Source organism: Acidovorax sp. Root275 (genome assembly GCF_001428965.1).
Taxonomy (GTDB): Bacteria; Pseudomonadota; Gammaproteobacteria; order Burkholderiales; family Burkholderiaceae_C; genus Acidovorax; species Acidovorax radicis.
In genome coordinates, this window is record NZ_LMJH01000011.1 from 75366 (window position 1) to 88064 (window position 12699).

General features: G+C 67.8%; 10 protein-coding genes. 7 read left to right on the forward strand and 3 right to left on the reverse strand.

The window, feature by feature from the left end; translation table 11 throughout:
* Nucleotides 1-121: 121 nt before the first annotated feature.
* From ASE52_RS23830 to ASE52_RS23840, 3 genes are all read left to right on the forward strand, one after another.
* The gene (locus tag ASE52_RS23830) at nt 122-3949 is read left to right on the forward strand and encodes a DUF748 domain-containing protein (RefSeq protein WP_057229804.1); all 3828 of its coding nucleotides are present in this window, start codon (nt 122-124) and stop codon (nt 3947-3949) included.
* A gap of 292 nt (nt 3950-4241) precedes the next feature.
* On the forward strand, nt 4242-6485 hold the full coding sequence (locus tag ASE52_RS23835) for a thioredoxin family protein (RefSeq protein WP_057229807.1): 2244 nt from the start codon (nt 4242-4244) through the stop codon (nt 6483-6485).
* A gap of 55 nt (nt 6486-6540) precedes the next feature.
* Nucleotides 6541-7146 carry a thioredoxin family protein gene (locus ASE52_RS23840; RefSeq protein WP_057229808.1) on the forward strand — a complete coding sequence of 202 codons (606 nt, stop codon included), beginning with the start codon at nt 6541-6543 and terminating at the stop codon, nt 7144-7146.
* Nucleotides 7147-7272: 126 nt separating this feature from the next.
* On the opposite strand, the gene ASE52_RS23845 is transcribed toward ASE52_RS23840, so the two are convergent.
* Nucleotides 7273-7620 carry a hypothetical protein gene (locus ASE52_RS23845; RefSeq protein ID WP_010466164.1) on the reverse strand — a complete coding sequence of 116 codons (348 nt, stop codon included), beginning with the start codon at nt 7618-7620 and terminating at the stop codon, nt 7273-7275.
* A 105-nt stretch (nt 7621-7725) separates the two neighbouring features.
* On the opposite strand from ASE52_RS23845, the gene ASE52_RS23850 reads away from it, so the two are divergent.
* Nucleotides 7726-8241 (forward strand): CoA-binding protein, encoded by a 516-nt coding sequence (locus ASE52_RS23850; protein ID WP_057229811.1) that lies wholly within the window; start codon nt 7726-7728, stop codon nt 8239-8241.
* A 60-nt stretch (nt 8242-8301) separates the two neighbouring features.
* Nucleotides 8302-9627, forward strand: a complete 1326-nt coding sequence (locus ASE52_RS23855; RefSeq protein WP_057229813.1) for an O-acetylhomoserine aminocarboxypropyltransferase/cysteine synthase family protein — start codon at nt 8302-8304, stop codon at nt 9625-9627.
* On the opposite strand, the gene ASE52_RS23860 is transcribed toward ASE52_RS23855, so the two are convergent.
* Nucleotides 9624-10079 (reverse strand): isoprenylcysteine carboxylmethyltransferase family protein, encoded by a 456-nt coding sequence (locus tag ASE52_RS23860; RefSeq protein ID WP_057229815.1) that lies wholly within the window; start codon nt 10077-10079, stop codon nt 9624-9626. The genes ASE52_RS23855 and ASE52_RS23860 overlap by 4 nt on opposite strands.
* Before the next feature lie 90 nt (nt 10080-10169).
* Here ASE52_RS23860 and ASE52_RS23865 point away from each other — a divergent pair, with 90 nt between their 5' ends.
* Entirely contained in the window at nt 10170-10763 is a 594-nt protein-coding gene (locus tag ASE52_RS23865; RefSeq protein WP_057229818.1) for a Crp/Fnr family transcriptional regulator, read from the forward strand.
* A gap of 7 nt (nt 10764-10770) precedes the next feature.
* On the opposite strand, the gene ASE52_RS23870 is transcribed toward ASE52_RS23865, so the two are convergent.
* A complete protein-coding gene (locus tag ASE52_RS23870) occupies nt 10771-11583 on the reverse strand; it encodes an IclR family transcriptional regulator (protein WP_057230046.1) in 813 nt (270 codons plus the stop codon).
* 142 nt (nt 11584-11725) lie between these two features.
* On the opposite strand from ASE52_RS23870, the gene ASE52_RS23875 reads away from it, so the two are divergent.
* Nucleotides 11726-12685 (forward strand): MBL fold metallo-hydrolase, encoded by a 960-nt coding sequence (locus ASE52_RS23875; RefSeq protein ID WP_057229819.1) that lies wholly within the window; start codon nt 11726-11728, stop codon nt 12683-12685.
* Nucleotides 12686-12699 lie beyond the last annotated feature (14 nt).

Sequence of the window (12699 nt, forward strand, 5' to 3'; positions counted from 1 at the left end):
GTTGCAATGGCTTACCCCGCCAGACCCACAACGGGGACAATAGCGGCCCGCGCGCGCGGTCTTTTTTGGACTTCTTGCACCAGGCGTCCTGGGGCTGCGGCGCTCACTTTTGCCTGCTGCCATGCCGATCTCTCTGCGCTCCGTCTCGTTTGCCTCCCTGCGCCAGCACCGCTGGTTCCGCCCCGCCGTCCGCGCGCTGGTGGGTTTGATCGTGTTGTGGCTGGTCACCTGGCTGGCTATCCCGCCCCTGGTCAAGGGGCCGCTGGAGCGCATCGCCTCCGAGCAATTGGGCCGCACAGTCACCGTGGGGGGCATCGACTTTGAGCCCTGGAGCCTGGAATTCGCACTGCGCGACGTGGCCGTGGCGGGCGCCAAAGGTGCGCCCCCGCAGCTGACGATTGGCCGGATCTACGCCGATGGCGAGCTGCAATCGCTGCTGCGCCTGGCGCCCGTGGTGGACGCCTTCACCATCGAAAACCCCGTGCTGCGCCTCACCCACCTGGGTGACGGCCACTACGACGTGGACGACATCATCGCCAAGGTCACGGCGCCCACGGGCGAGCCCGACACCGGCCCCGCGCGCCTGGCGCTGTACAACCTGGCGCTGACAAGCGGCAGCATCGACTTCATCGACCAAGCCGTGGACAAGACCCACCAAGTGCGCGCGCTGGCCTTCACGGTGCCCTTCATCAGCACCCTGCCCTCGCAGCGCGAGGTGAAGGTGGAACCCCACCTGGCGTTCACGCTCGATGGCAGCCGGTTCGACTCGTCTGCCCAGGGCACCCCGTTTGCGCAGACCGGCAAGGCCGATGCACAGCTGCGCCTGGACGGGCTGAATCTGGCACCGTACCTGGCCTACCTGCCGGCCGACCTGCCCGTCAGGGTGCAGGGCGCCACGCTGGACGCGGATGTGAAGGTGGCCTTCGAACAGCACCCCCGCATGGCCGTGAAGCTGACCGGCACCGTGCAAGCCAGCGGGGTGCGCATGACCGACCGCCAGGGCGCCGACCTGCTGAGCTACGAGCGCCTGAAAATCGACATGGCCGATGTGCGCCCGCTGGACCAGGTAGTGCGCCTGCAGCACATCGAGCTGACGGCGCCCGTGGTGACTGCCACGCGCGATGCAGCCGGGCAGATCAACCTCGCCCAACTGGCTCCGCCCGCACCGCCCCCCTCGCCGGTCAAGGGCAAGACCACCACACCTGCGGCGCCTGCATCTTCTGCTGAACCGGCATCTTCGCCACTGGCCAGCGCCAGCGCAGCATCGGCCTCTGCCTCCCCCGCTTCCTCGAGCAAAGCCAAGGCCAAGGCCGCTCCCGCCTGGGTGGTGGAAGTCGCCACCGCCGCCGTGCGCGGCGGCACCCTGCGCTGGGCCGACCAGACCACGCGCCCCGCAGCGGCCTTGCAGGCCACCGAGGTCACGCTGGATGCGGCCGACGTCGCCGTGCCCTTTGCCAAAGAGAATGCCAAGCCCTTCACCTTCAAAGGCGGGCTCAACCTGCAGGGCAGCACGCTCAGCTTTACCGGCGAAGCCACCGACCAGAAGGCGCAGGTCAACGCGACCCTCAACGCCCTGGCGCTGCAGCTGGCCGCCCCCTACCTGGCCCAGACGTTGGAGCCCGTGGTGACCGGCCAGCTCACCGGCGACGTGGGTGTGGTGTGGCAAGCACCTACGCCACAGGCCGCGCAGGCCGGTGCCACGGGTGTCACGGTCAAGGCAGGCCCCTTGGCACTGGAGCAGCTGGCCGTCAAGCAGGGCAAGACCACCTTGGCCAGCCTGGGCAAGCTCGACATCGCGGGGGCCGAAGTGCCCCTGGACGCGCGCACCGCCACGCTGGAGCGCCTGGCGCTCAGCCAGCCGCAACTGGCGGTGGAACGGGGCGCGGACGGGCGCTGGATGTTCGAGCGCTGGCTGAAAGCGGCACCCGCCATGCAAGGCAGCACACCCCCTTCTGCCACCCATACGGCCTCTGCCCCCAACGCCCCAGCGTGGAAGCTGCGCGTGGCCGATTTCTCGCTGCAAGGCGGCACCGTCTCGCTGGCCGACAACGCGCAACAGCGCCCCGTGGCGCTGGAAGTGACCTCCCTGGGCATCACCGCCCGCAACCTGGCCACCGACGGCAGCAAGCCCGAGGCTTTTCAGCTCACGGCCCGCGCAGCCGCGCCAGGCAAGGGCGGTGGCAACAAGACAGCGCCGGGCAAGCTCGACTACCAGGGCACGCTGGCGCTGCAGCCGCTGGCCACCCAGGGCAAGCTCGACGCCACCCGCCTGCCCCTGCACACACTGGACGGCTATCTGGCCAGCCAGTTCGCGGTGGAGCTGCTGCGCGCCGATGTGGGCTATCGCGGTCAGGTAACCCTTGCGCAGACGGACAAAGGCATCAGCCTGCGCCTGGCGGGCGATGCGGTGGTCGAAGAACTCAAGGCCAACAGCACCGCCGCATCGACCCCCAAGACCGAAGCCCAGGTGGGCGAGGAACTGCTGGCCTGGAAGAGCCTGAACCTGCGGGGCCTCTCCGTGGCCACCGCCCCCGGCACCGCACCGCGCGTGGAGGTCAAGGAGACCAGCCTGGTCGATTTTTTCGCCCGCATCACGATCAACGAAGCGGGCCGCATCAACCTGAGCGACATCGCCAAGACCCCGGCCGAGGCCCAGGCCGCCAATGCAGCCAGCGCCAATGCCCCTACAGCCGCCCAGACCGCCGCAGCGTCTGCACCCGCCGCAGCAGCGTCTACCGCCCCGGCCGCCGTGGCCCAGGCTGACCCGCTGGCCCCTGTGGTGGTGTTTGGCCCGGTGAGTCTGGTCAATGGCAAGGTGCTGTTTTCGGACTTTTTCATCAAGCCCAACTACTCGGCCGACCTCTCCGAGCTGACCGGCAAGCTCAGCGCGTTCTCGTCCGAAGCCCCCGGCGGTGAGCCCCTGCTGGCCGACCTGGAGCTGCGCGGCCGCGCCGAGGGCTCGGCGTCGCTCGAAGTCACCGGCAAGCTCAACCCGCTGGCCAAGCCCCTGGCGCTCGACATCGTGGGCAAGGTGCGCGACCTGGAGCTGCCACCGCTGACGCCGTACGCGGTCAAGTACGCGGGCCATGGCATCGAACGCGGCAAGCTCAGCGTGGACGTGAACTACAAGGTGCTGCCCAATGGCCAGCTCACCGCCAGCAACCGGCTGGTGCTCAACCAGCTGACCTTTGGCGAACCCGTGGAAGGCGCACCCAACAGCCTGCCCGTGAAACTGGCCGTGGCCCTGCTGGCCGACCGCAACGGGGTGATCGACCTGGACCTGCCCATCAGCGGTTCGCTCAACGACCCGCAGTTCCGCGTCGGCCCCGTGATCTTCAAGATCATCGTGAACCTGATCGGCAAGGCGCTGACCTCGCCCTTCAGCCTGCTGGCCAGTGCCTTTGGCGGTGGCGACGAAATGAGCAACGTGCCCTTTGCCCCCGGCAGCGCCACGCTCACGCCCGAGGCGCAGCAGAACCTGGGCAAGGTGGTCAAGGCCCTGACCGACCGTCCCACCCTCAAGATCACCGTGACGGGCATGGCCAGCCTCAAGGAGGAACGCGAAGGCCTGCAGCGCGAACGCGTGCAGCAGCTGGTGCTGGCCGAAAAGCGCCGCGCCAACCCGGCGGACACCGCCCCCGTGTCGGCGGCTGAATACCCCGCCCTGCTCAAGGAGGTGTACCGCCGCGCCGACATGCCCAAGCCGCGCAACCTGGTCGGCCTGGCCAAGGAACTCACCGTGCCCGAGATGGAAGCCCTGCTGCTGGCCAACCAGCCGGCCACCGAGGCCATGGCGGCTGATCTGGCCACGCAGCGCGGCCAGGCCATCCGTTCGTATCTGGTGTCGCAGAAGCTGCCCGTGGAGCGGCTGTTCGTGGCCGCCCCCAAGGCGGGCAACCCGCCTGAAAAGTGGACACCGCGTGCGGAATTGACCCTGACTACTCAGTAGCCCCCTGAGCCGCTGCGCGGCTTCCCCCAGAGGGGGACGCACCCGGTGGACCGGCAAAGCCGGATCCACGGGTGCACTCGCCCAGGGCGCGCCAGTTTCAAAAGGCGAGGGGCTCCAAGCATGGGGCGGCGCGCGATGGCCCTTGGGCCGCTGCGCTGCGCCCCACACGGGTGTCCCGCGTGGGGCGACAGTTTCCGGGGGCGGTGCGTCCCCGCGCACAATGTCGGCTTCACTGGAATGGACGGGCGAGCACCGGAACCAACGGCGCTGCGCCCGCTCCCACACTGCAACCATGCCCCACCGCCTGCTCCACCGCCTTGCAGTTACTCTGCTTTTGATAGCTGCCAGCGCTTTATGGACAAGCGCTAGCGCCCAATTTGGCTCCAAATCCGGTGCCCCAGGCAGCAGCGTGGTCACCACGCCCTATGTGCGTGCCGAGCTGCTGGCCCATGCGCCCCAGGGCGTGGCGCCCGGCCAGCCGCTGTGGCTGGGGCTGCAAATCACCCACCAGCCCGAGTGGCATACCTATTGGAAAAACCCCGGCGACTCCGGCCTGCCCACCGACCTGGCCTGGACACTGCCCGCAGGCCTGGACGCGGGCGAGATCGCCTGGCCCCTGCCCAGGAAGATCCCCATCGGCACGCTGGCCAACTATGGCTATGAAGGCACGGTGCTGCTGCCCATCCCCGTCACGGTGGCCAGCACCTTCGCGGCGGGCCCGCTGGTGCAGGACGCGACCATCAAGCTGCGCGCCTCGTGGCTGGTGTGCCGCAAGGAGTGCATTCCCGAAGAGGGCGAGTTCACACTGCAGCTGCCCATCCGCAGCACCACCGCGCTGAACGGTGCCGCGTTCGACGCCGCCGCCAAAGCACAGCCCCGGCCGGTGCTGGCGGGCACCACCGGCATCGTGCCGGACAGCCAGGCGCAGATTGCCGATGGCAATACGCTGCAGGTCAGCGTGCACGGCCTGCCCGTGGCGCTGCGGGGCAAGACGCTGGACCTGTTCCCCGAAACCGCTGAGGTCATCGACAACGCCGCCAGTTGGAAGCAGGCCTGGAATGGCAGCGTATGGACGGCGCAGATTCCCCTTTCGGCCCAGCGCAGCGCCAGCCCCAACTTGATGCCCGTTGTGGTGGCGGAGCAGGCAGCGCCAGGCCACGGCACCGGCCCCGACACCCGCACCGGCTACCGTGCCGAGCTGAAGGTGCTGGGCACCTGGCCTCCCGCAGCCTCGGTGGCCAGCGTATCGCCTGCCTTGGAGGCCGCGCTCAAAGCCAATGCAGCGCAAGCGGGGGGAGCGGCAACATCGGCTGCGGGCTCGGGCGCATCGTCGCTCACGCTGACGGCCGCGTTGCTGGGAGCCTTGCTGGGTGGCCTCATCCTCAACCTCATGCCCTGTGTGTTCCCTGTGCTGGCGATCAAGGTGGTGGGCTTCACCCAGCATGCGCAGGACCGCAGAGCGCACCGGCTGAGTGGCATGGCTTACACCGCTGGCGTGGTGCTGTCGTTCATTGCGCTGGGCGCGCTCATGCTGGGCCTGCGCGCGGCGGGCGAGGCCGTTGGGTGGGGCTTTCAGCTGCAGTCGCCGGCTGTGGTGGCATCACTGGCGGCGCTGTTCACGCTGATCGCGCTCAACCTGGCAGGCGTGTTCGAGTTCGGGCACTTCCTGCCCTCCTCGGTGGCCAGCCTGCAGGCGCGCCACCCGGTGGCCGACAGTTTCCTCACCGGAGTACTGGCTGTTGCCGTGGCATCGCCCTGCACCGCACCGTTCATGGGCGCGTCGCTCGGCCTCACTGCCACGCTGCCCGCGCCACAGGCGCTGGCCGTGTTCGCGGCGCTGGGCCTGGGCCTGGCGCTGCCGTTTCTGGCCGCCAGTTTTATCCCCGCCGTGGCCCGCGCACTGCCGCGCCCCGGCGCGTGGATGGACACCTTCCGCAAGCTCATGGCCTTCCCCATGCTGGCCACCGTGGTCTGGCTGGTGTGGGTGCTGGGCCAGCAAAGCGGCATCGACGGCGCCGGTGCGCTGCTGATCCTGCTGGTGGGCCTGTCGCTGGTGGTGTGGGCGCTGTCGCTGGCGGGCCGCGCCCGGGTGTGGATGGCCACCGTGTCCGTCGCGGCCATGGCCTTGCTGGTCTGGTCCTTTGCGCCGCATATCACCAACGTGCCCACCACACCAATCAGCCCCCAGGCATCCGCCAACGGCTGGCAGCCCTGGGCACCGGGCGCGGCCGAGCAGATCGTGGCCACGGGCCGCCCCGTGTTTGTGGACTTCACCGCCGCCTGGTGCGTGACCTGCCAGTACAACAAGAAGACCACGCTGGCCAACACCGACGTGATCGCCGACCTGCAGACCAAAAACGTGGCCCTGCTGCGCGCCGACTGGACGCGCCGCGACCCCGCCATCACGGCTGCGCTGGCGGCGCTGGGCCGCAGCGGCGTACCGGTGTATGTGTTCTACCGGGCCGGCAAGCCGCCCGTGGTGCTGACCGAGGTGCTCAGCGTGGACGAGGTGCGCGCCACCATTGCCCAGTTGTAGAGGTTTTCACCCCGTTTCTTTTCCATCGACAGCCAACCCTTCAGGAGAGTCCGCCATGAAGATGCTTCGCCGTACGTTGATTGCCACCGCTGCGCTGGTCGCGCTGGGTGCCCAGGCCGCCGCCACCGTGGGCCAGCCCGCCCCCGACTTCACGCTCAAGGACGCCACCGGCAAGACGGTGCGCCTGTCGGATTTCAAGGGCAAACATGTGGTGCTGGAATGGACCAACCCCGGCTGCCCCTTTGTGCGCAAGCACTACGACAGCGGCAACATGCCCGCCACACAGAAGGACGCCACTGGCCAGAACGTGGTGTGGCTGGCGGTCAATTCCACCGAGAAAGCCAGCAGCGACTACCTGGAGCCCGCCAAACTCACGGTCTGGCTCACCGAACGCAAGGCCGTGCCCACCGCCGTGCTGATGGACGAGGAAGGCACCGTGGGCAAAAGCTATGGTGCGCGCACCACGCCGCACCTGTACATCGTCAACCCGCAGGGCGTGCTGGTCTATGCGGGCGGCATCGACAGCATCCCCTCCGCCCGGCCGGCCGACATCGAGAAAGCCACCAACTACGTGAAGGTGGGGCTGTCGGAGGCGCTGGCGGGCAAGCCGATCTCGGCGGCGACGACACAGCCGTATGGCTGCAGCATCAAGTACAAGTAGGAAGCCCCCTGAGGCGCTGCGCGCCTTCCCCCGGCGGGGGACGCCACCTGTGGCCTGGCAGAGCCAGTTCCACGGTGGCACTGGTGTGGGGAGCACGCCAGTTTTTACGAGTGTGGCGGGCTTGGCTCAGCGCGCCACGCAGTTCACGCGCAGCACACGGGGCGCCTGGAAGAACATCGTGTTGCCCTGGCCACGGATGTAAGTGCCACCGTCGCCGTACCCAAAGCCCGTGACCACACGCTCAGGCTGCAGCGGCACGGTGCGGCCGTTCATCTCCAGCAGCGCAGGGCCATCGGGCTGGGCGGGCCAGTGCACCACCAGCATGGGGCCACGGTCACAGGCGTAGGTCGTGACACGCTGGACCTTGGGCACATCGGGGGCGCGCGGCGGTGTGCAGGCGCTCAGGGCAATGGTGGACAGGGCAACGGCGGCCACAAGGCCAGTGGCGCGGCGGGCGCGTGGGGGGTTCTGCACGGGATCTCCTCGGAATCTGGGGCGGGGCCACAGTGTTGATGGCAGTGTTGGTGGACAACGCGGGGCTCTGGCGCCGCAGCAGTTCGCCCCCATACACTGCCATGTATGAAACGCACGCCCGACACCATCAGCACCCTGCGCGATATTCTGACGCACTGCCGCACCCTTGCGGTGGTGGGACTGTCGCCCCAATGGCACAGGCCCAGCTATTTCGCGGCCAAATACATGCAGGCGCACGGCTACCGCATCGTGCCGGTGAATCCGCTCGTCGCACGCGAGGGCGGGCAGATTCTGGGCGAGACGGCCTACGCCAGCGTGGCCGATGCCGCCCAGGCGCTGGCGGCCCGGGGCGAACGGATCGACATGGTGGACTGCTTTCGCAAGAGCGAGGACATTCCGCCGCTGGCCGAGGAGGCGATTGCCATCGGCGCGCGCTGCCTGTGGCTGCAGCTGGGCGTGTTCAATGAGGCCGCCCGCCTGCAGGCGGAGGCCGCCGGGCTCCAGGTGATCGAAAACCGCTGCGTGAAGATCGAACACGCGCGGCTGTTTGGCGGCCTGGGCTGGATGGGCGTGAACACCCGCGTCATCAGCGCCAAACGCCTGCGGCAGCTGTCTTACTAGCAAATTCATAGCTGCTAGCGCTTATCCATCAAGCGCTGGCGGCCAATTTTATTCAAAATCATGTCCTCCAACCATCCCTCTGGCGCCGACCGCGACTTCGGTTTTGGCACCCGCGCCATCCACGCAGGCGCCCAGCCCGACCCCGTGACTGGCGCTCGTGCCACGCCCATCCACCAGACGACCAGCTTTGTGTTCGACAACGCCGAACACGCGAGCAGCCTCTTCAACCTGCAGACCTTTGGCAACGTCTACAGCCGCATCAGCAACCCCACGGTGGCAGTGTTCGAGGAGCGCATCGCAAGCCTCGAAAACGGCCGCGCCGCCCTGGCCTGCGCCAGCGGCATGGCCGCGCAGATGGCGGCGCTGCTGGCCATCCTGAAGACCGGGGACCACATCGTGGCGGCCAGCACGCTGTATGGCGGCACGGTGGGGCAGCTGGGCGTGGGCTTCTCTCGCCTGGGTATTGAGACCACATTCGTGGACCCGGCCGCCCCCGAGAACTTTGCACGCGCCATGCGTCCCAACACCCGCGCCGTGTATGGCGAAACCATCGGCAACCCGCTGGTCAACGTGCTTGACATCGCCGCCGTGGCCGAGGTGGCGCATGCGCACGGCGTGCCACTCATCATCGACAACACGGTGGCCAGCCCCTACCTGTGCAACCCGCTGGCGCTGGGCGCCAACATCGTGGTGCACAGCGCCACCAAATACATCGGCGGCCACGGCACGACCATGGGCGGCGTGGTGGTGGAGGGTGGCAAGTTCCCGTGGGACAACGGCAAGTTCCCCGAGATGGTGGAGCCCAGCCGCGCCTACCACGGCGTTAAGTTCTACGAGACCTTTGGCGACTTTGGCTACACCATGAAGGCGCGCATGGAGGTCAACCGCACCTTTGGCGGCGTGCTGTCGCCCATGAACGCGTGGCAGCTGCTGCAAGGCGCCGAAACGCTGCACCTGCGCATGCGCGAGCACTGCCGCAACGCGCTGGCCGTGGCGAAGTTTCTGCAAAGCCATCCGCAGGTGGCGTGGGTCAACTACCCCGGTCTGGCGGATTCGCCGTATTTCGATCTGGCGCAAAAGCAGTTCCGTGCCGTGGATGGCACGCCCGGGGCCTCGGGGATCCTGACTTTTGGCGTCAAAGGCGGTGCGTCGGCCGGAGAGAAATTCATCGACGCCTGCGAGTTCCTGAGCCACCTGGCCAACATCGGCGACGCCAAGACGCTGGTGATCCACCCCGCATCGACCACCCACCGCCAGCTGAGCGAAGAAGAGCTGGCCCGCGCAGGCGTGGGCGCGGACATGGTGCGGCTGTCGGTGGGGATTGAGGATCTGGATGACATCCTGTGGGACATCGACCAGGCGCTGGCGCGCTCTCAAGGAGCCTAGATCCAGCGCCGCACATCCCGGCAGTAGTCCGCGTACTGGCGTCCAAAACGGGCCGCCAGCTTGCGTTCTTCGAGCGGGATGTACCAGCACTGCGCGAGCACAAAAAACTGCAACACCAGCACCCACGGCGACAAAGTGCCCAGCGCCAGCGCCACCCCCGCCAGGGCCAGCAGCATGCCCAGGTACATGGGGTTGCGCGTGTACGCAAACAGGCCCGCTGTGGTGAGCGTGCCGGGCTCGCCGAAGGTGTTGATATTGGTGCCGATGCGCTTGAACAGGCGAGCATGCCACTGGGCCATGGCCAGGCCCGCCAGCACCAGCACACCCCCCGCCCACCAGGCCAGCACGCGTGCATCGGCGGGCAGCGCGGCCAGGGGCCAAGTGCGCTGCAAAATCACCATCACACCCACCGACGCAAACCAGACCACAGGGGGCAGCAGCAAACGTTGCATTCCGACCTCTCCTTACACAATCAAGACATGGGCCGCAGTCTGCCGATGGCGCGCTGTGCTGGCGATAACCTGGGTTAACGGAGTCCTCTTTTGCCGACCTTTTCTCATTCCACCCACACGGTGCTGGAGCAACTGGCACAGGCCCCGCTGCCCGAGTGGGAGGCTCTGGACCTCGCCACCACGGTGCGGCAGCTGCAGCCCGGCGAGGTGCTGTTCCACGCGGGCGAGGCGCAGCCCCGGGTGTTTGTGGTGAACCGGGGGCTCATCAAGATGGTGTACGAGACAGCCGGGGGCGACGCCTGGGTCAAGGGGTTTGCGCCCGCCGGCCTGTGTTTTGCCAGTCTCACGGCCCTGCAGCCGGGCGGCGTGACCAGCTATGCCGCCCTGGCCGAGGGCGGCCCCTGCACGGTGGAGCAGATCGACCATGCAGCGCTGGAGGCGCTGGCCGCACGCCACAGCCTGTGGCAACGTGCGCTGAGCAACGCCTACCGCCTGTACGGCCAGCGCAAGGAACAGCGCGAGATGGAGTTGCTCACCCTGTCGCCCGAAGAGCGCTACCTGCGTTTCTTGCAGCAGCACCCGCAGATCGCCGCGCAGGTGCGCCAGCGCGACATTGCCAGCTATGTGCGCGTGACGCCGGTGGCGCTCAGCCGCATCAAGGCGCGCATATTGCGCGGCGGCTGACGGCGGCTCAGGGTTTGGTGCCCTGCGCGGCGCCCAGGCGCTGCGACAGGCTGCGCGCGGTGTCGCGCAGATGGCCTGCGGCAGCACTGCCCGGCCCCGTCTGCAGCGTGGCGCTGGGCCCTATCACCGCCAGGCACAACACCAGCTGCCCAAACCCGTCAAACACCGGCGTTGCCAGCGCGCTGATGCCGGGCAGCAGCTGGTCAGTCACCTCGCTGATCTGGTGCTGGCGCACAGCCTCCAACTCGGCCGCAAATGCGGGCTCATCCAGCGCGCCCGCAAACCCTTCGGCCGCCAGCGCAGCCGCTGCCCGCTCGCGCGGGCCGAAAGCCGCGAACACCTTGCCCGTGGCCGTGTGCCGCACCGAGGCCGTGGTGCCGTGGCGCATGGCCACATACACGGCGGTGGGGCCTTCTTCCACACGGATGATGGTCGGGCCGTTGTCCCCCCAGACCGAGGCCGACACGGTGTAGCCGATGCGCTGGGCCAGCGCGGGCAGCTCGGCAATGGCCAGGCGCACCGGGTCCACCTGCTGCAGGCTGATCAGGCCGAGCTGCATGGCCAAGGGGCCCAGGCCGTAATGGCCGCTCACGGCGTCCTGCTCGATCAGGCCCAGCTTGCCGAAGCTCACCAGGTAGGGGTGGGCCTTGGCGGCCGTCATGTTCGCCGCGCGGGCCAGGTCCTTGAGCGCCATGCGCCGGCCGGTGCGTGCCAGCACCTTCAGCAGCTGGCCGCCCACCTCCACGCTCTGGATGCCGCGCGGGCTGCGGGGCGTGTCTTCATCGTCGGCGGGGGGCAGGTCGGGGGTCGTCGTGGGCATGGGGCGATTGTCCACGCAGCGCAGCATCCATACGCACTTCGGGTTTACACCTAAACAAATGCGTTAGACATGAACGAATTTCTTGCCTAGCATCAACACATTCCGTTTAGATAAACGAATTCACCATTAACAAATCACCACCATGAGCACCGTCAAAACCTTTGCCTCCGCCGCCGACCTCGAAGTGAAGAAAGTGAGCTTCGACAAGCTCTCCGACCACGCCTATGCCTACACCGCCGAGGGCGACCCCAACACCGGCATCATCATTGGCGACGACGCGGTGATGGTCATCGACACCCAGGCCACGCCCGTGATGGCGCAGGACGTGATCCGCCGCATCCGCGAGGTGACGGACAAGCCCATCAAGTACGTGCTGCTCTCCCACTACCACGCCGTGCGCGTGCTGGGGGCCAGCGCTTACGGTGCCGAGCACATCATTGCCAGCGAGGACACGCGCGACCTGATCGTGGAGCGTGGCCAGTTCGACAAGGACAGCGAGATCGGCCGCTTTCCGCGCCTGTTCCAGAATGTGGAGAGCGTGCCGGACGGCCTGACCTGGCCGACCATGACCTTCAACAGGAAGATGACCCTGTGGCTGGGCAAGCTGGAGGTGCAGATCCTGCAACTGGGCCGGGGCCACACCAAGGGCGACACGGTGGCCTGGCTGCCGCAGGAAAAGATCCTGTTCAGCGGCGACCTGGTGGAGTTCGACGCCACGCCGTATGCGGGCGATGCGTACTTCCAGGACTGGCCGCAGACCCTGGACAACATCGCGGCGCTGAAGCCCGAGAAGCTGGTGCCCGGCCGGGGCGCCGCGCTGCAGACGCCCGATCAGGTGCAGGCGGGCCTGGCGGGCACGCGCGCCTTCATCAGCGACCTGTACGAGAGCGTGAAGGCCAGTGCTGCGAAGGGTGAAGACTTGCGCAAGGTCTACGAAGCCACCTTCGCCAAGCTGCAGCCCAAGTACGGCCACTGGGTCATCTTCAACCACTGCATGCCGTTTGACGTGACCCGTGCGTACGACGAGGCCACGCAATACCCCGACCCACGCATCTGGACCGCCGAGCGTGACATTCAAATGTGGAAGGCTTTGGAAGGCTGAGCCGCCGAGGTTGG

Coding starts and splice junctions, on each gene's coding strand:
- ASE52_RS23830 (WP_057229804.1), top strand. CDS start 122: ATGCCGATCTCTCTGCGCTCCGTCTCGTTTGCCTCCCTGCGCCAGCAC.
- ASE52_RS23835 (WP_057229807.1), top strand. CDS start 4,242: ATGCCCCACCGCCTGCTCCACCGCCTTGCAGTTACTCTGCTTTTGATA.
- ASE52_RS23840 (WP_057229808.1), top strand. CDS start 6,541: ATGAAGATGCTTCGCCGTACGTTGATTGCCACCGCTGCGCTGGTCGCG.
- ASE52_RS23850 (WP_057229811.1), top strand. CDS start 7,726: ATGAAACGCACGCCCGACACCATCAGCACCCTGCGCGATATTCTGACG.
- ASE52_RS23855 (WP_057229813.1), top strand. CDS start 8,302: ATGTCCTCCAACCATCCCTCTGGCGCCGACCGCGACTTCGGTTTTGGC.
- ASE52_RS23860 (WP_057229815.1), bottom strand. CDS start 10,079: ATGCAACGTTTGCTGCTGCCCCCTGTGGTCTGGTTTGCGTCGGTGGGT.
- ASE52_RS23870 (WP_057230046.1), bottom strand. CDS start 11,583: ATGCCCACGACGACCCCCGACCTGCCCCCCGCCGACGATGAAGACACG.
- ASE52_RS23875 (WP_057229819.1), top strand. CDS start 11,726: ATGAGCACCGTCAAAACCTTTGCCTCCGCCGCCGACCTCGAAGTGAAG.